Below are 23489 nucleotides of genomic sequence, written 5' to 3'. Positions count from 1 at the left end.
CCGCCATCACTGCTGATGGAGTTGCACGACGGTGGTGGAGCTGCCGAGCACGCGCAGGCCGGCCTGGCGCACTTGCTCGGCCTGTTCCGCCGTGGCGATCTTGGGGAATTCGCTGTCGCTCACATCGAGCAGGCCCAGGCGACGGGCTTCAGCGGTTTCGGCCACCACCTGCGCGCGGGTCTTGCTGCTGCCGGTGGCGATCACGAGTTCGGGGCTTTCCTGGTTGCCCAGCTGGCCGGCGTCGCGGGCGGCGATGGCCGCGCTCTGGACTTCGGCGCGGGTCAGCGTGGAGCTGGCGGCGCGCACAGGTGCCTTGTAGGTCGAAACGTTCTTGTCGCCCAGTTGGCCGGCATCGCGGGCGGCGATGGCCTGTGCCTGGACTTCAGCGCGGGTCAGGGGCGCGCTCTGTGCCATGACGGCACCGGCCGTGGCGGTGAGGACGAGGGGAAGAAGAATGCGGGTCGAGAGATTCATGATGAAAGGTTCCTTGTGAGAGGGGGCTGGAAGGGCTGGTGTGCCGCTTCGTGTTCGGCACAGGAGAGACTGTAGAAAGCGCATCTGTCGTTTTCCGAACGCGAGAATTACCGATTCGTAATGCATGAAAACGGCCGATTCCGCGACAATTCGGTGTCACCCGACGAGGCCCGCGGCCCCGTTGCCCCATCCACCCCGACACAGAAGCCCTCTCATGCGCGTGCTGGTCATCGAAGACGAATCCAAGCTGGCGGACTACGTCAAGCGCGGCCTCGCCGAGGCCGGCTACACCGTGGACGTCGCGCGCGACGGCATCGAGGGCCGCTACCTCGCCCTGGAGGGCGACTACCAGCTGGTGGTGCTCGACATCATGCTGCCCGGCATCGATGGCTTCGGCGTGCTGGCCGCCTTGCGCGAGAAGCGCAACACGCCGGTGCTGATGCTCACGGCACGAGACCGCGTCGAAGACCGCGTGCAAGGGCTGCAGTCGGGTGCCGACGATTACCTCGTCAAGCCCTTCGCGTTTTCCGAACTGCTGGCGCGCGTGGCGGCCCTGCTGCGCCGCGGCCCGGCAGCCACCGAAGTGGCCACCACACGCATGGCGGTGAGCGACCTGGAGATGGATCTGCTCAGCCGCAAGGCCTGGCGCGCGGGCCAGCGACTTGATCTCACCGCCAAGGAGTTCTCGTTGCTCGCCCTGCTGGCGCGGCGCAAGGGCCAGATCCTCTCTCGCACCACGATTGCCGAGCAGGTCTGGGACATGAACTTCGACTCCGACACCAACGTGGTGGAAGTCGCCGTGCGTCGTCTTCGCTCGAAGATGGACGATCCGTTCAAGCCCAAGCTGCTGCACAACGTGCGTGGCATGGGCTATGTGCTGGAGGAGCGCGCATGAACAGCGCCGAAGCACTGGGTTCCCTGGCGCCGGAACGTGCGCAGGAAACGCCCTGCGCGTACTCGATCGGCCGCAGGCTCTCGCTGCTGCTGGCGATCCAGACCGTGATTGGCCTGGGCGTGCTGCTGGCCGTGATCTACGGCGCCACCACCATGCTGTTCTCCGCCAAGCACGACGAGGAACTGCGCAGCTATTCCACCGTCCTGGTCGACGTGGCGCGCGAAGCGGACGCCCACGGCGGCGAGGACGAGGTCAGGGCCAAGATGGCCTGGATCGCGGAGCGCCGCCCCGGCACCTTCGTGCAGTTGCTGCGTCCCGACGGCAGCACGTTCTACCGCGACGCCGTGACCACCTTCGACGTCACCAAGGCCAGTTCCCGCGGCATGGATTTCAATGTGCCCTTGTCCAGTGGCGAGGTGCTGCAAGGCCGGCTGGTGCTGGACTGCTCTCGGGATGCTGAAACCGCCAAACGCATGGCACTGCTGCTGGTGGGCGCGGTGCTCGCGGGTGCGGCGCTGGTCGGCTGGGGCACCTTCTGGCGCGTGCGCTGCAGCCTGCGGCCGCTGCTGGACCTGGCCGGACAGACCAAGGCCATCGATGCCCGCCGCATGGGGCAGCGGCTGTCGCTGGCCGAGCCGGTGGAGGAACTGCAGCCGCTGATCGACCAGTTCAACGGCCTGATGCACCGCGTCGAGCGCACCTATGCACAGCTCGAAGGTTTCAATGCCGACGTGGCGCACGAGCTGCGCACACCGCTTGCCAACCTGATCGGCCACACCGAGGTGGCACTCAGCCGCGAACGCAGCGTCACCGAACTGGAGGAAACGCTGCACTCCAACCTGGAAGAGCTGCACCGCATGGCGGCCATCGTCAACGACATGCTGTTCCTCGCGCAGGCCGACCGCGGCGTGAAGGCGCGGCGCGGCGCGCCGGTGAGCCTGGCCGAGCTGGTGCAGCAGGTGGTGGAGTTCCACGAGGCGCCCATGGAGGAACGCAGTCTGAGCGTGAGCGTCGAGGGCGATGCGCGCCTGCCCGTGGACGAACCCTTGATCAAGCGCGCCCTTTCCAACCTGCTGGGCAATGCGATCCGCTACGCCGATGCCAACTCCCGGCTTTGCGTGCGCATCACGGACACGGCCCATGGCGGCGCCCGCCTGTGGGTCGAGAACACCGGGCCGTCGATTGAGCCAGAGCACCTGCCCCGCTTGTTCGACAGGTTCTTCCGCGCGGACGCCGCGCGCTGCGAAATGGAGAAACCGCACCATGGATTGGGCCTGTCCATCGTCGCGGCGATCGCGCGCATGCACGATGGCGCCCCGATGGCCGAATCCAGCGCCGGCACCACGCGCGTGGGCTTCACGCTGCAAGCCATCTCCTGAGCCTTCCAGGCCAACGGCCTCCTCGCGATCAATCAGGCAGGAACAGGCCCTGCAGATTGCTCAGGAAATCGAAACCACGCGCCGTGGGCCACACGCGCGCCGCATCGCGTGCGACCAGGCCTTGTTGCGCGGCCCGTGCCAGTGCGGGCTCGATGCTGGAGAGCGGCAGGCCGGTGCGTTCCATGTACTGCTGCAGTGTGAAGCCATCCCGAAGGCGCAAGGCATTGAGCATGAACTCGAACGGCAGGGCCTTGCGCGGCACCTCGTCCGCACTCACCACGGGGCTGCCCGCGAGTGCGCGCTCCATGTACTGGCGCGGTTCGCGCACGCGCACCTGGCGGGCCACGCGGTGCGCGAAGCTCAGCTTGCTGTGCGCGCCGGCCCCGATGCCCAGGTAGTCACCGAACTGCCAGTAATTCAGGTTGTGCGCGCACCGGTGCCCGTGGCGCGCGTAGGCCGATACCTCGTAGCGCTGCAGCCCGGCCTCATCCGTCATTTCCGTGATGCGGTCCAGCATGTCCCATGCCTCGTCCTCGGGCGGCAGCGCCGGCGGGTACTTGGCGAAGTACGTGTTGGGCTCGAGCGTGAGGTGGTAGATGGAGATGTGCGGTGGCGCAAACGACAGCGCGGCGCGCACGTCGGCCTCGCAGTCGGCCAGCGTCTGCCCCGGCAGGGCGTACATGAGGTCAAGATTGAAGGTGTCGAAGGACCGCGCCGCCTCCTCCACCGCGGCCATGGCCTGGCTGCGATCGTGCACGCGGCCCAGTGCCTTGAGGTGCACGTCGTTGAAGCTCTGCACACCGATGGACAGGCGCGTCACGCCGGCCTCGCGGAAGGCGCGGAAGCGGTCCTTCTCGAAAGTTCCGGGGTTGGCCTCGAGCGTGATTTCGGCATCGGCCTCCAGTCGCAACATCGCGCGCACGTCGCCCAGCAGTTTGTCGATTGCGGCTGGGGAGAACAGGCTCGGTGTGCCACCGCCGATAAACACGCTGTGCACCGTGCGGCCCCAGATCAGCGGCAGCGAGGCCGCAAGATCAGCACGCAGGGCGTCCAGGTAGGCGCTTTCGGGCAAGACTTCCCCCGGCGCGGCCGTAGCGGTCCATTCATGGGAATTGAAGTCGCAATACGGGCACTTTTTCAGGCACCAGGGCAGGTGGACGTAGAGCGCCAGCGGTGGCAGGCTCTGCAGCTGCAATGTCCCCGGACGCATCCACTGGCGCACATCGTTCCATGCGGGGTCCGCCAGCCCCTCCTTTGCCGGCGAATCGCCCGGCCAGGACATCGGCACGCCCTCGCGCTCGCTCATGATGGTTCCGCGACTGCTGGCGCAAACCAGCGCTCACGCATCAACGCCAGCATCTGGCGCGCTGCGCGACCGCGGTGGCTGTTGGCGTTCTTCACCTCGGTGGGCAACTGCGCAAAGGTTTTTCCGAACGCGGGCAGGTACATCACCGGGTCGAAACCGAAGCCCTTGTCGCCGACCGGCTCCCTGGTGATCAAACCGGGCGCGCGGCCCGTGGCCACCAGCGGTTCGGGATCGTCCGCGCTGCGCAATGCCACCAGCGTGCTGACCAGCGCGGCGCGGCGGTCGGCGACGTCGACCATCTGCTCCAGCAAGGCACGCACGTTGTTGGCGTCGCCCTTCTCGTAACCGAATTGCGTCGCATAGTAGGCCGTGTCCACACCCGGCAGGCCACCGAAGGCCTCCACGCAAAGGCCGGCATCGTCGGCCAGCGCGGGAAGGCCGCTCTCGCGCGCGGCGTGGCGCGCCTTGGCCAGGGCGTTCTCGACAAAGGTGCGGTGCGGCTCGGGCGCTTCGGGGATGCCCAGATCAGCCTGGCGCACCAGCTCCACACCCAGCGGCGCGAACAAGGCCTGCAGCTCGGCAAGCTTGCCTGCGTTGTTCGAGGCGAGGACGAGTTGCATGCGCGGGTCAGGCCAGTCCGAGCGCCTGCTTCTGCAAGAGCACCAGCTCGGCGATGCCTTTTTCCGCCAGCGCGAGCAAGCTGTCCATCTCGCGCCGCGTGAAGGCCGCGCCTTCTGCGGTGCCCTGCACCTCGACGAAGTGACCGGCACCGGTCATGACGACGTTCATGTCGGTGTCACAGGCAGCGTCCTCGACGTATTCGAGGTCGAGCAAGGCACGGCCATCCAGGATGCCGACCGAGATGGCGGCCACATGGTCCTTGATCGGCGTGGCCGTCAGCTTGCCGCCGGCCATCAGCTTCGAAACAGCGTCGTGCGCTGCCACGAACGCACCGGTGATGCTGGCCGTGCGCGTGCCGCCATCGGCCTGCAGCACGTCGCAATCGAGCGAGATGGTGCGCTCGCCCAGGGCCTTGAGATCGAACACCGCGCGCAGGGAGCGGCCGATGAGGCGCTGGATCTCCTGCGTGCGCCCGCTCTGTTTGCCCTTGGCGGCTTCGCGGTCGCTGCGGGTATGGGTGGCGCGCGGCAGCATGCCGTACTCGGCGGTCACCCAGCCCTCGCCGCTGCCGCGCTTGTGCGGCGGCACCTTTTCTTCCACCGACGCGGTGCACAGCACGCGGGTCTGTCCGAACTCGATCAGCACGGAGCCTTCGGCATGGATGGTGAAGTCGCGCGTGACGCGCACAGGACGCAGGGCATCGGCGGCCCGTTGGCCGGGTCGGGACGTATCGCTCATGGGAAACCTCGGAGAGAGTTCAGGAATTGCGCTCGGCCGTGCGGCGGATCGCGGCATTGATCTCGGCAATCGATTTCTCGATTGCGGCATCGTCCATGTCTTCGACGGACGGGTCGGGAATGCCCGACTGGATGGTGGACGCGAACACGCCGTCGTCGATGTCCTCGGTGGAAACGCGCGTGGACTGGAATTCGTCCGCGGTCTCCCATTCCATGGCCAGCACGGTCACGTTGTCGCAGCGCGGACCGCCGCGCTTGAGCGCCATCTCGACCAGTTCGGGCACCGCCTGCTCCAGCGGTCGCTTGGACAGCTCGGAGGTGATCTCCTCGTCGTTGACCGTGCCCCACAGACCGTCGGAGCACAGCAGCACGCGGTCACCCTGCAACAGGTGCACCGGGCCGGAGAGGTCGAACACCGGCTTGGCGGGCGACCCCAGGCAGGTGAACAGGATGTTGCGGTTGATGTGGTCGGTGGAGCGGCCCAGGTGCTGTTGCTGCTCCATGTAGGAGTGGTCGCGCGTGCGGGTCAGCATCTCGCCATGGCGCACCACGTAGAGGCGCGAGTCGCCGCAGTGCACCCAGTGCACGTGGTTGCGCTCCATCACGGCGGCCACCAGCGTGGTGCGCGGCGTGTCGAGCATGCCCTTCTCGGCGGCATAGCGGATGATCTGGTGGTGCGCGGCCATGAGCGCGCTTGAGAGGAACTCGGGCACCTCGCGAACCGTCGGGTTCGCGGCTTTCTGGAAATACGCGGAAAAAGTTTGCAGCGCGAGTTGCGCGGCCATCGCACCTTCCGGGTGCCCACCCATGCCATCGGCCAGAACGAACAAGCCGGACTCCCGGGTGTAGGCATAGCCCATTCGGTCTTCGTTGCGCTCCCGGCCCCCCTGGCGGCTGATCTGGTAGACCGAGAACTTCATCGAAACTTGGTCGCGGCGTTGGTGGACTTGCGCAGGGATTTCTTGTTGTCCGACACGATATTGTCGAACTGCAGCCGCATCTTCTCGGCCACGGTGAGCTTGGTGTAGCTGCGCTCGGTCTCCCGGCTCAGTTCCTTCTGCAGTGCGAATACCGACTGCGGGCGCGACAGCGGGTCCAGCGACATGCACCACTCGACCACCTCGATCAGGTTGTCGGAGTAAACGCCGCGCAGGCGTGAGAGCGCCAGCGAAAGCCTGTCCTTCTCCAGCCGCTGCGGTGCGTCGTTCGGTGGATAACCCTGCATGCTCGCGTAGATGCAGGCGCCGATGGCGTAGATATCCGTCCAGGGGCCCATCGACGAGTCGCGCCGGTACATCTCGGGGGCGGCGAAACCGGGCGTGTACATGGGGCGGATGAAGTTGCCTTCCTTGCTCAGCACCTCGCGCGCCGCGCCGAAGTCGATCAGCACCGAGCGGTTGTCGTCCGTCACGAAGATGTTGGCCGGCTTGATGTCCAGGTGCAGCATCTTGTGCTGGTGCACGATGCGCAGGCCGCGCAGCACTTCGTCGTAGAGCGAGCGGATGGTGGACTCGCGGAACACCTTCTGCTTCTTGAGTTCCCGCGCGGTGATGATGAATTCCTGCAGGGACGCGCCCTCCAGAAAGTTCATGACCATGTAGACAGTCTCGTTCTCGCGGAAGAAGTTGAGCACGCTCACCACCGACTGGTGGGAGATCTGCGCCAGCGCCCGGCCCTCTTCGAAGAAACTCTTGAGACCCAGCCGGTACAGCGAGAGCTTTTCCGGTTGCACCTGCGGCAGCAACTCACCAGGGCCGCGCGAGGCGAGCGACGAAGGCAGGTATTCCTTGACCGCAACCTGCTGGCCCTCGGTGTCCACGGCCAGGTACACCACGCCAAAGCCCCCCGCCGCCAGCTTGCGGACAATGCGGTAACCACCAATCACGGTGTCCGGCGGCAGCGGTGCGGGTTTGACCTTTGACATAATTCGGATGGATTCCGGAACGCCTCGTTTTGGACCATTCACCCTCATCGGGGCAAAGTTCAATGGCAGTTTACAGCATGACCGGCTACGCCACGGCCCACTCTGGCGGGTCTGCGGCGCCGGTCAGCGGCGAGTCCAGCCGCGAGCCTCAGGCCGGCGTGGGGGTCGAAATCCGCTCCGTCAACAGCCGTTTTCTCGACCTCGTTTTCAAGTTGCCCGACGACCTGCGCAGCGCCGAACCGACGCTGCGTGAGTTGCTGGGCGCGCGCCTCAAACGCGGCAAGGTGGAGGTGCGCGCCTGGGTCGAGGGCCGCAACGACACCGTGCCACGCTCGCCGGGCCCCGCCGACTTGCAGAAGCTCGCCGGTCTTCAGGACACCGTGCGCGCATGGCTGCCCGGGGCGCCTGCGCTTTCGGTGGCCGACGTGCTCCAACTCACTGCACGCCAGCAAGGCAACCCTGGCGAGCTCACCGACTCGCTGGTGGCCACCGCGCAGACCGCCCTGGATGCCCTGATGGGCGCGCGCGAGCGCGAAGGCAAACGCCTCTCCACCATGCTGCAGGACCGGCTGGGACAGCTGGGCCGGCTCGCGCAGGACGCACAACCCCTGATACCCCAGCTGGTCGCACAACAGCGCCAGCGTTTCCTGGATCGCTGGAACGAAGCGCTTGGTGTGGGCACGTCAGCGGCGACCTCGGGCAACGCGGTGTCCTCGGACGTGGCGAAAGACCGCGCGCTGGCCGAAGCCACGGCCTTCGCCATTCGCATCGACGTGGCCGAGGAGCTCACGCGGCTCGACTCCCACCTGACCGAGATCGAGCGCCTGCTGAAGAAGGGTGGCGACATCGGCAAACGCCTGGACTTCCTGATCCAGGAGCTGCACCGCGAGGCCAACACCCTCGGATCGAAGTCATCCAACCTCGAACTGACGCGCATTTCGGTGGACATGAAGGTTCTCATCGAACAGATGCGCGAGCAGGTGCAGAACATAGAGTAAGCATGGAATACCCCGGAAACCTGTTTGTCGTGGCAGCCCCCAGCGGAGCGGGCAAGTCCAGCTTGGTCAAGGCCTTGATGGAACTCGACTCGCGCGTTGTGCCCTCGGTATCGCACACCACCCGCTCCCCGCGCGGCCAGGAGCTGCATGGCCGCGAGTACTACTTTGTCAGCAATGAAACCTTCGACCAGATGGTCGTCCAGGGGGCCTTCCTGGAATGGGCCAAGGTGCACGGCAACCGTTACGGCACCTCCAAGATGGCCATCGAGCAGCGCATGGCCCAGGGAGCGGACGTGGTACTCGAGATCGATTTCCAGGGTGCCATCCAGGTCAAGCGCATCTTTCCCAATGCCGTGCTGATCTTCATCCTGCCCCCCAGCTGGGAGGAGCTGCGATCTCGCCTGGAGCGCCGGGCTGAGGACTCGGCGGAGGTGATTGAGCTGCGGTTGCAGAACGCGGCGAGCGAGATGGCCCATGCCCGGGAGTTCGACTTCGTTATAATCAATGAGTTGTTCGAGCGGGCCCTGTTTGACCTCAAGGCCATCGTCCATGCCCAGCGGCTCAAGTTTGCCGCCCAGCGTATCGCCCGCGGCGATACCTTCAAGGCGCTCAACATTCTTTGATCCATCGCTCACTTCCTGAAGGCCCGCACATGGCACGCATCACCGTCGAAGACTGTCTGGAAAAGATTCCCAACCGCTTCCAGCTCGTGCTGGCCGCCACCTACCGCGCGCGCATGCTCAGCCAGGGCCATGCGCCCAAGATCGAGAGCAAGAACAAGCCCGGTGTGACCGCCTTGCGCGAGATCGCCGATGGCAAAGTCGGCCTGGAGATGCTCAAGAAGGTGCCGATCTGAAGCCTTTGAGGCGTTCGGCATGAACAGAAAAACACCGCACGGCGGTGTTTTTTTTTGCCCTGCGCGTGCGAACGCTTCTCTTCCGGCTGTGCCTGGCTTGCGCACGCATTCAGCAGGATGCGCGGTCTCGCGCTAAAGTACTAGGATGATGACCGAGGCCGACAACGGCACCCTCCAGCCCACCGCCGAGCAGGCGCACCCGGCCGCCAGCGCTGCTGCGGCCAGCTTTGCCGCGCTGCTGGGCAAGCTGGACTACCTGGGGCCCGCCGACATCGAGAGCATCCGCCAAGCCTACCGCTTCGCGGACGAGGCGCATCTGGGTCAGCTGCGAAAGAATGGCGACCCCTACATCACCCATCCGATCGCGGTCGCGGCCCAGTGCGCTGAATGGAAGTTGGACGCGCAAGCCCTGATGGCTGCGCTGATGCACGACGCCATCGAGGACTGTGGTGTTACCAAGGAAGAACTCGTGGAGCGTTTCGGCGCGCCGGTGGCCGAGCTGGTGGACGGATTGACCAAGCTGGAAAAGCTGGAATTTGACACACGAGAGCAGAACCAGGCCGAGTCATTTCGCAAGATGCTGCTGGCCATGGCCAAGGATGTGCGCGTCATCCTGATCAAGCTCGCCGATCGCACCCACAACATGCGCACCATGGGTGACATGCCGCGCTCCAAATGGCAGCGCATCAGCAGTGAAACGCTGGAAATCTACGCCCCGATCGCGCACCGCCTGGGCCTGAATTTCACCTACCGCGAACTGCAGGATCTGGCATTCCGATTCCTGCACCCCTGGAGATACGAGGTGCTGTCCAAGGCGTTAAACAAATCGCGCCACCGCCGCCGCGACCTGATCGCGCGCGTGCAGCGGGAGGTTGAGGCCGAGTTCGTGCGACACGACATGCCCGTGCGCATCATGGGTCGCGAGAAGACGCTGTATTCGGTCTATCGCAAGATGGACAGCAAGCACCTTTCCTTTTCCCAGGTCACCGACATCTACGGCTTTCGCATCGTCGTACCCGAACTGCCCGACTGCTACACCGGCATGGGGGTGCTGCACCAGCTCTACAAGCCGCTGCCGGGCAAGTTCCGGGACTACGTGGCCATCCCCAAGGTCAATGGCTATCAGTCGCTGCACACGACGCTGATAGGTCCCTTCGGGACCAACATCGAGTTCCAGTTGCGCACCCATTCGATGGACGTGGTGGCCGAGTCCGGCGTGGCGGCACACTGGCTCTACAAGGCCAGTGAGCCCAACAGCGACATGTCGCAGCGCCTGGGCACGCAATGGCTGCAGTCCCTGCTGGACATCCAGCAGGAAACGCGCGACGCGGCCGAGTTCTGGGATCACATCAAGATCGACCTCTTCCCGGATGCGGTCTACGTGTTCACACCCAAGAGCAAGATCATGGCGCTGCCGCGCGGCGCCACCGTCATGGACTTCGCTTACGCCATCCACAGCGACGTTGGCAACCACACGGTGTCGGCCCGCATCAATGGTGAACAGCGACCGCTGCGCACCGAACTGGCCAATGGCGACGTGGTCGAGATCGTCACTGCGGACCAGGCCGAGCCCAACCCGGCTTGGCTGTCGTTCGTCAAGACGGGGCGCGCACGTTCCAAGATCCGGCATCACCTGAAAACCGTGGCGCAGGAGAAGTCGCACGAACTGGGAGAACGCATGCTCAGCCAGGCGCTGCGCTCCGAGGGGATTTCCACACTGCCGGCCGAAGAAGGTGCCTACCAGGCACCCTGGGAGAAGCTCCTGCGCTTCACGGGCAACAAGACCCGAGACGAACTGTTGTCCGACATCGGGATGGGCAAGCGCATCGCCAGCATGGTGGGCAAGAAGCTCGCAGTGCTGCTGGCCGAGACCGGTCTCAAGCCGGACGCTTTGTTGATCAGCACAGAACGGTACGCCAGCGGACACGACGAGGCCGTGTCACAGGGCGTGGTCACGCTCGATGGCAGCGAGGGCGTGTCGGTGCAGTACGCCCCGTGCTGCAAGCCCATTCCCGGCGACCGCATCGTCGGGTACCTGGGGCGCGGCGAAGGGTTGGTGGTGCACGCGGACGATTGTCCGGTTGGCAAACGGCTGCTGCACCGCGATGGCGAACGCTTCCTGGAAGTTGAGTGGGCCGACGAGCCCGTGCGCTCGTTCGACACCACGGTGGTAGTCACCGTCGCCAATGGCAAAGGGGTGCTTGCCCGCGTGGCCTCCAGCATCGCCGCGACCGAGGCGGACATCACGCACGTCGACATGGGCGACGAGCCCGCGCAGACCGCGACCGACATCCGCTTCCAGGTGGCCGTGCGAGACCGGCAGCACCTGGCCGATGTGCTGCGCAGCCTCAAACGCACCACTTCGGTGATCAAGGCGCAGCGCTACAAGCCCTGAACGTTCAGTTCAGTGATCAGCACTGCTTGCCGGGATCGGGTACTGCACCGCCAGCACCTCCAGTTCCTGCACGCCATCGGGCACCACCAGGCGCACCACGTCACCCACACGGGCCCTGAGCAGCGCGCGCGCCACCGGAGACACCCAGCTCACCTGCCCCTGGGCGCTGTCGGCTTCATCCACCCCAAGAATCGTCACCGTGGTCTCCGCGCCGCTGTCGTCGGCGTAAGTCACCGTGGCCCCGAAAAAGACCTGGTCGCCGCCAAAGTGCAGCGACGCGTCAACCACCTCGGCGATTTCGAGTCGACGCGTCAGAAAACGGATGCGGCGGTCGATCTCGCGCAGGCGCTTCTTGCCATAGAGATAGTCGCCATTCTCCGAACGGTCGCCATTGCTGGCCGCCCAGTGCACGATGTCGACGATCTTCGGCCGTTCTTCATCCATGAGCGAGAACAGCTCGGCACGCAGGCGCTCGTAGCCATCCCGGGTGATGTAGTTCTTGCCGCCCGGCGCGGGTGCTGCAGCCGCGATGCCATCGTCGTCTTCATCGCCCCCGTCGCTCTCGCGGGTGAATGCCTTGCTCATGGGGGCAGAACCTCGACAGGAAAGAAAAAACCCTGCAGCTTTTGGCTACAGGGTTTTCATAGTGGTGCGGCTGGCAGGATTCGAACCCACGACCCCTTGGTTCGTAGCCAAGTACTCTATCCAACTGAGCTACAGCCGCGAAGCCTCGCATTGTAGCAGGGTTTTTTGGTAGGCCGTGTTGGACTTGAACCAACGACCAAAGGATTATGAGTCCTCTGCTCTAACCAACTGAGCTAACGGCCCGACCCGAAGGATTGTAGAGGTCGACGGCCGCGCGACTGGCCCATCGTATTACTTGTGGTGGCTCAGCGCGTTGCCCACCAGCTTGGCAGTGACGTCCACGATCTGGATCATGCGTTCGTAGGACATGCGTTGCGGGCCAATCACGCCCAGTGTGCCAACCACGTGCCCATCCACCTCGTAGGGCGCGGTCACCACCGAGAGGTCCTCGTAGGGAACGACCTGGCTCTCACCGCCGATGTAGATGCGCACCCCGTCCGCCTGCGTCGACACATCGAGCAGGCGGATCAATTGCGTTTTCTGCTCGAACAGATCGAACATGCGGCGCAGGTTGCCCATGTCGCTGGAGAACTCGCTCACCGACAACAGGTTGCGCTCCCCGGAAACCACCACCTCGTCGCGCGCTTCCCCCTCTTCCGCGCCGATGTTGACCGCGTCCTTCATCAGGTCGGCGATTTCGCCACGCAGCACGTCGACTTCGGTCCTGAGACGTTCACGCACCGCCTCCATGGTCAGGCCCGAGTAGTGCGCATTCAGGAAGTTCGCCGCCTCCAGCAGTTGCGGTTGCGTGAAGTTGACCTGGGTGTGGATGATGCGGTTCTGCACATCACCATCGGGCGAAACAATGATCACCAGCACGCGCCGCTCGGACAGGCTGAGGAACTCGATATGACGAAACACGGACGCGCGTCGCGGCGCCATGACCACCCCGACGAACTGCGACAGGTTGGACAGCATCTGCGCCGCATTGCTGATGACGCGGTGTGGCTGCCCGGCCTCGATGCCGGGTGTCGGCATGTCGCTCATGGCGGGAATGCTGTCGCGCCGCACGGTCAACATGGTGTCGACGAACAGGCGGTAGCCGCGTGCCGTGGGAATGCGTCCGGCCGACGTGTGCGGACTGGCGATCAACCCCAGTTCCTCCAGGTCGCTCATGACGTTGCGGATGGTGGCCGGCGACAGTTCCATGCCCGCCGCCTTGGCCAGCGTGCGCGACCCCACGGGCTGGCCGTCGGCGATGTATCGCTCGACGAGGGCTTTGAGCAGCAGCTTGGCGCGGTCATCCAACATGGCTTCATTCTAAGGAAGTACGGCCCTCGACAGGCCGTCCACGGCAAGGGTTTTGTGGCAATTCGCCACGGGGAAGCTGTGTTGTAATTTCCGCATGAGCCTGCCCCCAGACACCCGGTCCGCACCTTCCCGCTGGAGCCGGCCGCTGCGTTTCGCGCATGTCGCCATCGTGGGCAAGTACCACGCGCCTGGCGCGCGGAGCGCGGTTGACGAGATCGCCCAGTTCCTCAACGGCGAGGGCTGCGACGTGTCGCTGGAGCAGGACACCGCGGCCAACACAGGTCTGCAGCAATACCCGGCGCTGGACGTGCCCGCGATCGGTCGGGCCTGCGACCTGGCGCTGGTGGTCGGCGGCGACGGCACGATGCTGGGCATTGGTCGCCAGCTCGCGCGCTACGGCGTGCCCCTGGTCGGTATCAACCAGGGCCGCCTGGGCTTCATCACAGATATTCCGTTCGACAGCTACGCCGACACGCTGCGCCCCATGCTGCGAGGCGAGTTCACGGAGGACGCCCGCGCCCTGATGGCCGCCACGGTCTGGCGTGACGGCCGCTGCGTGTTCGAGGCCACGGCCCTCAACGACGTGGTGGTCAACCGCGGGGGCGTGGCCAGCATGATCGAGCTGCGGGTTGAAGTGGACGGCCATTTCGTGGCCAACCAGCGTGCCGACGGCCTGATCATTGCATCGCCCACAGGCTCCACTGCCTATGCCCTCTCGGCCGGCGGGCCGCTGCTGCACCCCGGGATCGGTGGCTGGGTGATGGTGCCGATCGCGCCCCATACGCTGTCCAACCGGCCGGTGGTGATCCCCTCGCACAGCGAGATCGCGGTAGAAATCGTCTCCGGCCGCGACGCCAGCGCCAATTTCGACATGCAGTCGCTGACCAGCTTGCTGCACGGCGACCGCATCGTGGTGCGCCGCTCCGAGCACGCGCTGCGCCTGCTGCATCCCGTGGGCTGGAGCTACTTCGACACCCTGCGCAAGAAGCTGCACTGGAACGAAGGCACCTGAGCGACCATTCAGAATACGGCCTGCCCATTCCCCACCAGCCGCACCGCCCCACTTCATGAGCCTCAGACGCATCGTTTTGCGCGACTTCGTCATCGTGCAGTCCCTGGACCTGGAACTTGGCAGCGGCTTCGGCGTGCTGACCGGAGAAACCGGCGCGGGCAAGTCCATCCTGATCGATGCACTGCAACTCGCGCTCGGCGCCCGCGCCGACAGTGGCGTGGTGCGCGAGGGCGCCACCCGCTGCGACATCGCAGCGGAGTTCGATGCACCCGCGTCGCTCGCGCCCTGGCTGGAAGCGCAAGGATTCCCTATGGAGGACAACCTGTTGCTGCGCCGCACCGTTGACACCGACGGGCGCAGCCGGGCCTGGATCAACGGCAGCGCGGCCACCGTGAGCCAGCTCAAGTCCTTGGCCGACGGGCTGGTCGACATCCACGGACAACATGCCTGGCAAAGCCTTACGCGCGCTGATGCGGTGCGCGACCTGCTCGACGCCTATGCCAGTGTTGACACCACGCCGGCCGCGCAGGCCTGGGCGCAATGGCGACAGCGGCGCAAGGCGCTGGACGCAGCAACGGAAAAACAGAACACGCTGCGGCAGGAGAGCGAGCGCCTGTCCTGGCAGATTGCCGAAGTTGACAGGCTCGCTCCCCAGCCCGGGGAATGGGAAGAACTCAATGCGCGACACGGTCGACTGGCGAATGCCCAGGCCCTGCTCGACGCGGCGCAGAGCGCTGCAAACGCCCTGGACGAAGATGAAGCCAATGCCGCAGCCCTGATCCATCGCGCGCTTGCGGCGCTGCAAGCCCAGGCCCACATAGAACCTCGGTTCACCAGTGCGATCGAGGCGTTGCAAGCCGCGCTGGCTCAGGTGCAGGACACCGTGCATGACCTGCACCAGTACGGTCGCCACGCAGAACAGGACCCTGACGGCCTGGAAGCGCTCGACCAACGCCTGTCGCAATGGGTTTCGCTTGCGCGGCGCTACCGCCGCACGCCCGAGGAACTGGCCGAGACGCTGGTGCAATGGAAGGCCGAACTCGCCCAGGTTGACCAGGCGCTGGATATCGAAGCCTTGCAGCGCGCCGAGCAAGCTGACTGGAAGAGCTTCACGAGTGCGCTGCAGACGATCACAAAAGAACGCAAGAAGGCCGCCCCGAAACTCTCCAGGGCGGTCACCGCCACCATGCAGACACTGGGCATGCAGGGCGGCGTGTTCGAAGTGGCCCTGCTCCCACTGGACGACCCCCAGGCCCATGGAGCGGAACAGGTCGAGTTCCGTGTTGCGGGGCACGCGGGCACCACACCGAAGCCGGTGGGCAAAGTTGCGTCGGGTGGTGAACTCTCGCGCATCGCACTGGCCATTTCCGTCGTCACCAGTCGGCTGGGGCAGGCTCCCACGCTGATCTTCGACGAGGTGGACGCGGGCATCGGTGGCGCGGTGGCGCACACCGTCGGTCAGTTGCTTCGCCAGCTTGGCCGGGACCGACAGGTGCTCGCCGTGACGCATCTGCCCCAGGTGGCCGCCTGCGCCGACCACCACCTGCTCGTGAGCAAGCAGGCCGCTGGCCACCAGACCCTGAGCACGGTGGAGGCCATCGCCACCGAGGCGCGCGTGCTCGAACTCGCACGCATGCTGGGCGGTGGCGAGCGCTCCGAGATTTCCTTGGCCCACGCCCGCGAGATGCTGGACGCCTGATCGGGTGCCACGACGATGACAACACCCGCCGCCGAGCTTCCCCTTCAACTGGTCATCATCACCGGCATGTCCGGGTCCGGCAAATCGGTTGCCATCACGGCGCTGGAGGACGTGGGCTTCTATTGCGTCGACAACCTGCCGCCGGAGCTGCTTGAATCCTTCGTCGAGCTGGAGCAAAGCCACAACGCCCCCAAAGTGGCGATTGCCATGGATGTGCGCAGCGCCGCTTCCCTGCCCGGCCTGCCTCGCCGGCTGGTGCAACTGCAGCAGCGCGCCAGCCGCCCCGTCCAGCTCTCCACCGTGTTCCTCGATGCCACCACCGAGACCCTGGTGCGCCGCTTCTCCGAAACCCGCCGCCTGCACCCTCTCTCGCTCAGGCAGGCGCACGATCAGCACCAGGTCCTGACCGACGCGATCGAGCACGAACGCGAGTTGCTGGCGGAACTGCGCGATCAGGCGCTGGTGCTCGACACCAGCCTGATCCGGCCCGCACGCCTGCGCAGCCAGATCAAGGACCTGCTGGGCGCCACGCAGGCGCCAATGACCCTGGTGTTCGAATCCTTTGCCTTCAAGCGTGGCATCCCCATGGACGCCGATTTCGTGTTCGACGTTCGCATGCTGCCCAACCCGCACTACGAACCCGAACTCAAACCCCTCACCGGACTGGATGCACCAGTGGCGCAATACCTCGCGGCGCAGGCCGAGGTGATGCAGATGGAGCAGCAGATCACCACCTTCCTGCGCCACTGGCTGCCCCAGATGCTGCGCGACCACCGCAGCTATGTCACGGTGGCCATCGGCTGCACGGGCGGTCAGCACCGCTCGGTCTATCTGGTGGAGCGACTGGCGAGCGCCTTTGCCCACGAGTGGTCCACGCGCGTGCGCCATCGCGAAGACGAACACTGGCCCGGGGCGGCCAGCCGCGCCACCGCCCCGACCTAGACCAGGGTCGAGAGAAGCTGTCGCACGGGCGTGGGAAGGCCGTGCGCGGTCAACGCCGCCGCGTCCACCCACCGCCCGGGCGGCAATCCCCCAGTCCGGGCCGCCACGTCCAGATCGAGCAACAACGGATGCAACCGCAGTTCGCGGTGTGTCAGGCTGTGCGCCACGGGCTCCAGGGCCTGCAAGCGCTCACGCATCGGGGCCTCCAGTGAGTCCAGAAGGGCCGCCTCGTCGGCAAACACGGGTGGGCAGTACAAGCCCGCCCAGATGCCAACCGGTGGGCGGCGCTCCAGCCAGAAGTGGCGTTGCCCTTCACCTGTCCCGCCACGCGCCACCAGCAGCCACCAGGTCTCGAAGCGGCGCGGCACCCGACGCGTCCTGACCGGATACCGCTGCATCTGGTCCGACTCGCGGGCGAGGCACACCGTGTGCACCGGGCAACGCTCGCAGGTGGGTTTGGTGCGCAGGCACACTGTGGCCCCCAGGTCCATCAGACCTTGCGTATAAGCCGTCATGTCGCTGGGCGTGGGCGCCTGCGGCAACAGCGCCTGGGCCAGGGACCACAGCTCGCGCTGCGGGCCTGCTTGCGCCAGATCGCCGTCGAATGCCAGCAGGCGGGACAGTACCCGCCGCACGTTGCCATCGAGGATCGAGACACGTTCACCGTGGCAGAAGGCCGCGATGGCCGCAGCCGTGGAAGCGCCAATACCCGGCAGGGTCTGCAGTTGCTCGGCCGTCGTGGGGAATGCGCCACCATGGTCGCTCACCACCACCCGCGCGCAACGGTGCAGGTTGCGCGCCCGGCTGTAGTAGCCCAGGCCGCTCCACAAGGCCATCACCTCGTCGGCGGTGGCTCTGGCCAAACTGGTGACATCGGGGAATCGTGCCAGGAAACGCGGGTAGTAGGACAGCACGGTGCTGACCTGGGTCTGCTGGAGCATGACCTCGGACAACCACACGCGATACGGATCGCGCGTGTGTTGCCAGGGCAAGCCGCTGCGGCCGGCCCGGCGCTGCCACTCGATGAGCAAGGGAGCGAACGCATCCGGCACCACCAGGCCACCGGCGGTCCCCAACGACCCGCCCGCGCGACTCATGCCGCCAGGGCTTCGTCGGCGGACTCTTCCTCGGGAGCGGCAAGCAGGTGGTCGGTCAGTTCGGCCAGTTTGGCATCCAGTTGATTGAGTTCCGCCTGGTGTGCCTGCAGTTCGCGAATGCGCTCATCCAGGCCTCCGGCGGCCTGCTGGATACGCGAAACCGCCTCGATGCGGCGACTGAAGTTGCGACGGCGCTCGCGCAGCTGCGCGTCGAGCTGAGCGGCCGCGGACTTGTTCCAGAGTTCCACCTCGTTGACCGCCGTGTCGTAAACCACCCGAAGCCGGCTCATGAGCGCGCGCGCCAGGCGTTCGGCGAATTCGGGCTGTGCCAGTCGCAGCGCATTGCCAAGGCTGAGGTATTGCAGGTGGCTCTTCTCGATGAGGTCGAGATCCCTGGCGTACTGGCCCAACCGGGGCGGCGTGGGTGCCTGCAGGGAGAAACCGTATTCGGCATTGAGGTTCTTGAAACTGCCTTCCAGCATGGACTGGATATCGCCTGCCATGCGATCCGCCTTCGCGAGGTCGGTGCGCAGCCGGTCAAAGGTGTGGTCGTAGGCACGGCGCACGCCGAGCTTGATGCCGGGCTGTTTCAACGCCTTGCCCAGTGTCGCCACCTCGGCCTTCAGATGCGAGGCGCTGAGCATGGCGAAGAGGTCTTTGAGCAGGCGCAGGTGCACCGAGCGCACGGCCTGGATCTTGGCGCCGCTGGCGTCGAAGTCGGCCTGCTCCTGCTCGATGCGCAACCGCATCTGCTTGATCACACCGGTGTTCTTGCCACGCAGGCCTTCAAGTTCCTGGATCTGTTCGACCAGGTCGCGCGCCCGCGTGTGCACCATGCGGCCGGTTTCCGTGCGCAGTGCCTGGATGCCATTGGCCACCGCCGCACCGAGGATCTTGCGGCGCTGGCCCAGCAGGTCCTCGCCGAGCGCGGTTTCCAGCTCCATCAGGTTGCTCGCCGCCAGCAGCTTCTTGTCGCGGTGCACCTTGGCCAGCAGGCCCTTCTGCGCCGACACCGCCAGCACCTGCCGCGGCGACAGGCCCAGGATCTCGGCCGAATCCGTGCGCTGCGAGGCAATCTGCAACTGCACCTGCTCGGGCGAACTCAGCGCATCCCACATGGTGTCGATCTTGTTGAGCACCACCAGGCGCGACTCGCGCCCTTCGCCTAGCACGGACAGGTGCTGGCGCCAGATCGTCAGGTCGGACTTGGTCACCCCGGTGTCTGCCGCCAGGATGAACACCACCGCATGGGCCTGGGGCAGCAGGCTGACCGTGAGCTCGGGCTCGGCGCCGATGGCGTTGAGCCCTGGCGTATCCAGAATCACCAGGCCCTGCTTGAGCAGGGGGTGGGCCATATTGATCAGGGCATGGCGCCATTTCGGCACTTCGATCAGTCCATCGGGACCGGGCAAGGGGTTGTCCTCGGGCACTTCGTCGTGCCAGAAACCCAGCGCCGCGGCCTCGGCTTGCGAGACGCGGCGCACTTCGGCCACTTTCTCGATGGCGCGCGCCAGCTGTTTGGGGTTGTTCACGTCCAGGTCGACGCGCTCCCATTTGTCCGGCGCGTTGCGCCAGTCCAGCAAAGACTGCGGCTGCAAGCGGGTCTCGATCGGCAGCAGGCGCAAGCACGGAGGGACTTCAGCGTCGTAACCCAGCTCGGTCGGACACATGGTGGTGCGTCCGGCGCTGGCCGGCATGATGCGGCGACCATAGCCCGCAAAAAACACCGCATTGATCAGCTCCGACTTGCCACGCGAGAACTCGGCCACGAATGCCACTGTGATCTTGTCGTTCTTGACCTGCGCATGGAGCTGGTCCAGCCGCTCGCGCACACCGGACTCCATCAGGTCGTGATCGGTCAGCCACTCAGACAACAGCTTCAGACGCAAGGCGAACTGTTTGCGCCACACACCGTGCTGATCAAATTCCTGATTGAAGCTCATGGGCCTGATTCTCTGAGAATCGGTCAATATAGCATCGGCACGCGGGAGAAAGCCGACCGGTGTTTGAGCCCGACAGCCGGGCGGCAGCAGGCTTGTACGGCCGGTCAGCGCATCATTTTTTCTGACATGTCGGGCAGAAGAAGGTGGACCGCTGTCCCTGCCGCATGGCCTTGACCGTCGTACCGCAGACCCTGCACGGCAGGCCTTCGCGTCCATAGACCATGGCATCAAGCTGAAAGTAACCGCTCTGCCCCTCGGCACTCGAAAAGTCGCGCAACGTGCTGCCCCCGAGCGACACCGCCCGCTGCAAGACCGAGACGATGGCTCCATGCAAACGCGTGGCGCGGGGTTTGCTCAGGCGGTCGGCCCGCAGCGCGGGATGTATGCCAGCCATGAACAGCGCTTCCGAGGCGTAGATATTGCCCACGCCCACCACGATGTCACCAATCAACAGCACCTGCTTGATGGCGGCACGTCGAAGGCGCAGCGCGCGGTGGAACCCCAGCGGGTCGAAACCGGCCTCCAGGGGCTCCACCCCCAGACCGCCCAGCAGCTTGATCGCGCTTGCGTCATCCAGAGAACGCGCGTGCACCACGGCACCGAAGCGCCTCGGGTCGTGCAGGCGCAACACGCCCTGGCTGGTCTGCAGTTCGAAATGGTCGTGCTTGCCACGCGGTTCCAGGTCGGGCGCGAACTGCAGACTGCCCGACATGCCCAGATGCACGAGCAGCAGACCTTGATCCAGATGTATCAGAAGATACTTGCCGCGCCGCGCCACTGAAATCACCCGACGCCCAGCCAGCGCAGCGGGCTCACAGCCCAGCGGCCAACGCAGCGGTTTGCCCAAGGTCACGCAGAGCACCTGCGCGCCTGCTATGCGACCAGCAAAGCTGCGCCGGGTAACTTCGACTTCGGGCAATTCGGGCATGTGGGGTGAATTTCCTGCGCGGTGCCGGAACGGCGGTGCGGTCTTCGGATCACACGGCAATGCCCGACAACCTCAGCCATTATCATGACCCGATGAACACCTTGCAGCGCTCCGCGATCATTGTTGTGCTGGGCCTGGCCTTTGGCGCGTGCGCGCAGTCCGTCGCCCCCACCACCCTCAGCACTGGCACTGCTCCTGCGGCCCTCCCTACCGCCAGCGAACCGGCGGTGGTGAACTCCGACCTGAACGCATCGCTTTTCTACCAGTTGCTGCTGGGTGAGATCAACGTGGTGGGCGGCGAACCGGGCGCCGGGTACTCGCTGCTGCTCGACGCCGCTCGCAAACGCAAGGACGCTGACCTCTACCGCCGTGCGGTCGACGTGGCCCTGCAGGCACGCTCGGGCGAGGCGGCTCTGACCGCGGCGCGTGCCTGGGCCCAGGAGCTGCCTTCCAGCGCGCAAGCCAACCGCTTTGTGCTGCAGATCCTGCTGGCGCTCAACCGCGTCGCTGAGACGGCACCCGTGCTTCAGGCCATCCTGCAGGCCAGTCCGGTGATCGAACGCAACGACACCATCAACGCCATTCCGCAAACCTATGGGCGGGTGACCGACAAGGCACTCGCCGCCCAGGTGGTGCGCGAGGCCCTGGAGCCCTCGCTCAAACAGCCTTTTCACGCGGCGGCGGCATGGACCACCCTCGGTCGCATGGAACTCGCCCAGGGCCGGTTGACGCAGGCGCTGGCTGCGGCGCGCGAAGGGCACATCATCGACCCGGCTTCGCCCTTCCCCGCGTTGCTGGCCCTGGAACTGATGGAGCGCGGTCAGACCGGCGCGGAAGCGCTGGTGCGCCAGCAATTGCAGGCTGGCAGCGGCACACCGTCGCCCAACAGCACCGCAGTGGCGCTGGCCTATGCCCGCATCCTGGTCGACCTGCAACGCAACAGCGATGCGCGCACCCAACTCGAGTCCCTCAGCACGCGCCAACCGGAACAGCCCGAGCCCTGGCTGCTGCTGGGTTCGCTGCAGTTGCAGGAAAACGCCCTGCCGCAGGCGAGTGCGTCGCTGCAGAAGTACATGGCACTGGCGCGCCAGGCCGGCGATGAACGCTCGGCCCGTGGCCTCACGCAAGCCTATCTGCTGATGGCCCAGATTGCGGAACAACAGCAGGACTTCCAGACAGCCAACGCCTGGCTGGACCGCATCGAGAACGTGGACGACATCCTGGCTGCCCAGATGCGACGTGCCTCACTTCTGGCTCGACAGGGTCAGATGGCCCGGGCCCGCGAGCTGCTGCGCAGCCAGCCCGAGCGCCGCCCCGAGGACGCCCGCCTCAAGCTCGTGGCCGAGGCCCAGTTGCTGCGGGATTTCAAGAACTGGCAGCAGTCCTACGAGGTGTACAGCGAAGCCGCCGCCCGCTTCCCGCAGGACACGGACCTGATCTACGACCAGGCCATGATGGCCGAGAAGGCCGGCAAGCTGGCGGACATGGAACGGTTGCTGCGCCAGCTCATTGCCACAAATCCTGACCACCACCACGCCTACAACGCCCTGGGCTATTCGCTGGCCGATCGCAATCAGCGCCTGCCCGAGGCCAAGGAACTCATCGAAAAGGCGGTATCCCTGGCACCGGGCGATGCCTACATCCAGGACAGTCTGGGCTGGGTGGAATTCCGCATGGGCAACACCGCGCAGGCGCTGGCCATCCTGCAAGCTGCCTACGGCAAGCGGCCCGATCCGGAAATTGCCGCGCATCTCGGCGAGGTTCTCTGGGTCACGGGTCAACGCGAACAGGCCCTGAAGATCTGGCGTGAAGGCCTGCTGCTCTCGGCCGACAACGAAACCCTGCAGGGAACCTTGAAGCGCCTGCAAGTCCAGCCATGAACCCGCCTGCCTGGCGCGGCCTGCGCAGCATGGGCTGCGTCTTGGTAACGGCCTTGCTGCTCGCGGCCTGCGCCACGCGCCACCCGATGGAGCCCGGCGGCGAGGCGGTCTGGAGCGGCCGCCTGTCGCTGCAAGTGGACAGCACCCCGCCTCAGTCTTTTTCATCCACCTTCGATTTGCGCGGCGCACCCTCGGCGGGCGAGCTGCAACTGAGCTCTCCCCTGGGCAACACCCTGGCCACCGTGGTCTGGACGCCCGGCAGTGCCGAGTTGCGCCAGGGCAGCCAGATCACACGCCGCGGCAGCCTGGACGAACTCACCACCGAACTCAGCGGTACGGCGGTTCCCGTGGCCGCGCTGTTCGGCTGGCTGCGCGGGGAGCAAGGTGACGTACCCGGCTGGCAGGCCGATCTGTCGAGGCAGCCCCAAGGGCGCATCACGGCACGGCGCTCCTCACCCCTGCCCACCGCCGAACTGCGCGTGATCTTTCAGCCATGACGCGGGCCAC

Annotated in this window: 22 protein-coding genes and 2 tRNA genes; 11 read left to right on the top strand and 13 right to left on the bottom strand. The window is 65.8% G+C overall.

Annotation, left to right across the window (positions count from 1 at the left end):
• Positions 1-6 precede the first annotated feature (6 nt).
• The gene (locus tag AB7P10_RS05675; RefSeq protein ID WP_428292866.1) at positions 7-474 is read right to left on the bottom strand and encodes a DUF4148 domain-containing protein; all 468 of its coding nucleotides are present in this window, start codon (positions 472-474) and stop codon (positions 7-9) included.
• A 214-nt stretch (positions 475-688) separates the two neighbouring features.
• Between AB7P10_RS05675 and AB7P10_RS05670 the strand changes: the two genes are divergently transcribed.
• Positions 689-1369 (top strand): heavy metal response regulator transcription factor, encoded by a 681-nt coding sequence (locus AB7P10_RS05670; protein ID WP_428292865.1) that lies wholly within the window; start codon positions 689-691, stop codon positions 1367-1369.
• Positions 1366-2748, top strand: coding sequence for a heavy metal sensor histidine kinase (locus AB7P10_RS05665; RefSeq protein WP_428292864.1), 1383 nt, complete (start codon positions 1366-1368; stop codon positions 2746-2748). Before AB7P10_RS05670 ends, AB7P10_RS05665 begins: the two co-directional genes overlap by 4 nt.
• Before the next feature lie 28 nt (positions 2749-2776).
• Here the strand turns inward: AB7P10_RS05665 and hemW are convergent, their stop codons facing one another.
• Genes hemW through AB7P10_RS05640 form a run of 5 tightly spaced genes read right to left on the bottom strand, consistent with a single transcriptional unit; the run spans position 2777 to position 7336 of the window.
• A complete protein-coding gene (gene hemW, locus AB7P10_RS05660; protein WP_428293090.1) occupies positions 2777-4030 on the bottom strand; it encodes a radical SAM family heme chaperone HemW in 1254 nt (417 codons plus the stop codon).
• 20 nt (positions 4031-4050) lie between these two features.
• Positions 4051-4674: an RdgB/HAM1 family non-canonical purine NTP pyrophosphatase gene (rdgB, locus tag AB7P10_RS05655; protein WP_428292863.1), complete on the bottom strand. Its 624-nt coding sequence runs from the start codon at positions 4672-4674 to the stop codon at positions 4051-4053.
• A gap of 7 nt (positions 4675-4681) precedes the next feature.
• Positions 4682-5413, bottom strand: coding sequence for a ribonuclease PH (gene rph, locus AB7P10_RS05650; protein WP_428292862.1), 732 nt, complete (start codon positions 5411-5413; stop codon positions 4682-4684).
• A gap of 19 nt (positions 5414-5432) precedes the next feature.
• Positions 5433-6332, bottom strand: a complete 900-nt coding sequence (locus AB7P10_RS05645; RefSeq protein WP_428292861.1) for a PP2C family protein-serine/threonine phosphatase — start codon at positions 6330-6332, stop codon at positions 5433-5435.
• Positions 6329-7336 carry a serine/threonine protein kinase gene (locus AB7P10_RS05640; RefSeq protein ID WP_066268004.1) on the bottom strand — a complete coding sequence of 336 codons (1008 nt, stop codon included), beginning with the start codon at positions 7334-7336 and terminating at the stop codon, positions 6329-6331. The genes AB7P10_RS05645 and AB7P10_RS05640 overlap by 4 nt, the downstream gene beginning before the upstream one ends.
• Before the next feature lie 62 nt (positions 7337-7398).
• Between AB7P10_RS05640 and AB7P10_RS05635 the strand changes: the two genes are divergently transcribed.
• The 4 genes from AB7P10_RS05635 to AB7P10_RS05620 all read left to right on the top strand — a co-directional run bounded on the left by AB7P10_RS05635 (position 7399) and on the right by AB7P10_RS05620 (position 11585).
• Positions 7399-8334, top strand: coding sequence for a YicC/YloC family endoribonuclease (locus AB7P10_RS05635; RefSeq protein WP_428292860.1), 936 nt, complete (start codon positions 7399-7401; stop codon positions 8332-8334).
• Positions 8335-8336: 2 nt separating this feature from the next.
• Entirely contained in the window at positions 8337-8957 is a 621-nt protein-coding gene (gene gmk, locus AB7P10_RS05630) for a guanylate kinase (RefSeq protein ID WP_428292859.1), read from the top strand.
• A 29-nt stretch (positions 8958-8986) separates the two neighbouring features.
• Positions 8987-9190, top strand: a complete 204-nt coding sequence (rpoZ, locus tag AB7P10_RS05625) for a DNA-directed RNA polymerase subunit omega (protein WP_297652149.1) — start codon at positions 8987-8989, stop codon at positions 9188-9190.
• 148 nt (positions 9191-9338) lie between these two features.
• Positions 9339-11585 carry a RelA/SpoT family protein gene (locus AB7P10_RS05620; protein ID WP_428293089.1) on the top strand — a complete coding sequence of 749 codons (2247 nt, stop codon included), beginning with the start codon at positions 9339-9341 and terminating at the stop codon, positions 11583-11585.
• Between the two features lie 9 nt (positions 11586-11594).
• On the opposite strand, the gene greB is transcribed toward AB7P10_RS05620, so the two are convergent.
• From greB to hrcA, 4 genes are all read right to left on the bottom strand, one after another.
• On the bottom strand, positions 11595-12170 hold the full coding sequence (gene greB / locus AB7P10_RS05615) for a transcription elongation factor GreB (RefSeq protein WP_428292858.1): 576 nt from the start codon (positions 12168-12170) through the stop codon (positions 11595-11597).
• Between the two features lie 62 nt (positions 12171-12232).
• A tRNA-Arg gene (locus tag AB7P10_RS05610) sits at positions 12233-12309 on the bottom strand.
• A gap of 27 nt (positions 12310-12336) precedes the next feature.
• Positions 12337-12413, bottom strand: a tRNA-Ile gene (locus AB7P10_RS05605).
• Between the two features lie 48 nt (positions 12414-12461).
• The gene (hrcA, locus tag AB7P10_RS05600; RefSeq protein ID WP_428292857.1) at positions 12462-13481 is read right to left on the bottom strand and encodes a heat-inducible transcriptional repressor HrcA; all 1020 of its coding nucleotides are present in this window, start codon (positions 13479-13481) and stop codon (positions 12462-12464) included.
• Between the two features lie 94 nt (positions 13482-13575).
• Between hrcA and AB7P10_RS05595 the strand changes: the two genes are divergently transcribed.
• The 3 genes from AB7P10_RS05595 to rapZ are packed head-to-tail and all read left to right on the top strand — an operon-like array spanning position 13576 to position 17134.
• On the top strand, positions 13576-14493 hold the full coding sequence (locus AB7P10_RS05595; protein ID WP_428292856.1) for an NAD kinase: 918 nt from the start codon (positions 13576-13578) through the stop codon (positions 14491-14493).
• A gap of 55 nt (positions 14494-14548) precedes the next feature.
• Positions 14549-16192, top strand: a complete 1644-nt coding sequence (recN, locus tag AB7P10_RS05590; protein WP_428292855.1) for a DNA repair protein RecN — start codon at positions 14549-14551, stop codon at positions 16190-16192.
• 15 nt (positions 16193-16207) lie between these two features.
• Positions 16208-17134 (top strand): RNase adapter RapZ, encoded by a 927-nt coding sequence (gene rapZ, locus AB7P10_RS05585; RefSeq protein WP_428292854.1) that lies wholly within the window; start codon positions 16208-16210, stop codon positions 17132-17134.
• On the opposite strand, the gene mutY is transcribed toward rapZ, so the two are convergent.
• The 3 genes from mutY to mutM all read right to left on the bottom strand — a co-directional run bounded on the left by mutY (position 17131) and on the right by mutM (position 21102).
• Entirely contained in the window at positions 17131-18231 is a 1101-nt protein-coding gene (gene mutY, locus AB7P10_RS05580) for an A/G-specific adenine glycosylase (RefSeq protein WP_428292853.1), read from the bottom strand. The two genes, rapZ and mutY, sit on opposite strands and share 4 nt — an antisense overlap.
• A complete protein-coding gene (locus AB7P10_RS05575; protein WP_428292852.1) occupies positions 18228-20174 on the bottom strand; it encodes a dynamin family protein in 1947 nt (648 codons plus the stop codon). The genes mutY and AB7P10_RS05575 overlap by 4 nt, the downstream gene beginning before the upstream one ends.
• A 112-nt stretch (positions 20175-20286) precedes the next feature.
• Positions 20287-21102 (bottom strand): bifunctional DNA-formamidopyrimidine glycosylase/DNA-(apurinic or apyrimidinic site) lyase, encoded by an 816-nt coding sequence (gene mutM / locus AB7P10_RS05570; RefSeq protein WP_428292851.1) that lies wholly within the window; start codon positions 21100-21102, stop codon positions 20287-20289.
• A 92-nt stretch (positions 21103-21194) separates the two neighbouring features.
• On the opposite strand from mutM, the gene AB7P10_RS05565 reads away from it, so the two are divergent.
• Positions 21195-22982, top strand: a complete 1788-nt coding sequence (locus tag AB7P10_RS05565; RefSeq protein WP_428292850.1) for a tetratricopeptide repeat protein — start codon at positions 21195-21197, stop codon at positions 22980-22982.
• The gene (locus AB7P10_RS05560; protein WP_428292849.1) at positions 22979-23479 is read left to right on the top strand and encodes a lipoprotein insertase outer membrane protein LolB; all 501 of its coding nucleotides are present in this window, start codon (positions 22979-22981) and stop codon (positions 23477-23479) included. Before AB7P10_RS05565 ends, AB7P10_RS05560 begins: the two co-directional genes overlap by 4 nt.
• Positions 23480-23489 lie beyond the last annotated feature (10 nt).

The organism is Hydrogenophaga sp. (assembly GCF_050182545.1).
GTDB lineage: Bacteria > Pseudomonadota > Gammaproteobacteria > Burkholderiales > Burkholderiaceae_C > Hydrogenophaga.
This window is presented reverse-complemented; position numbering and strand designations above follow the sequence as displayed.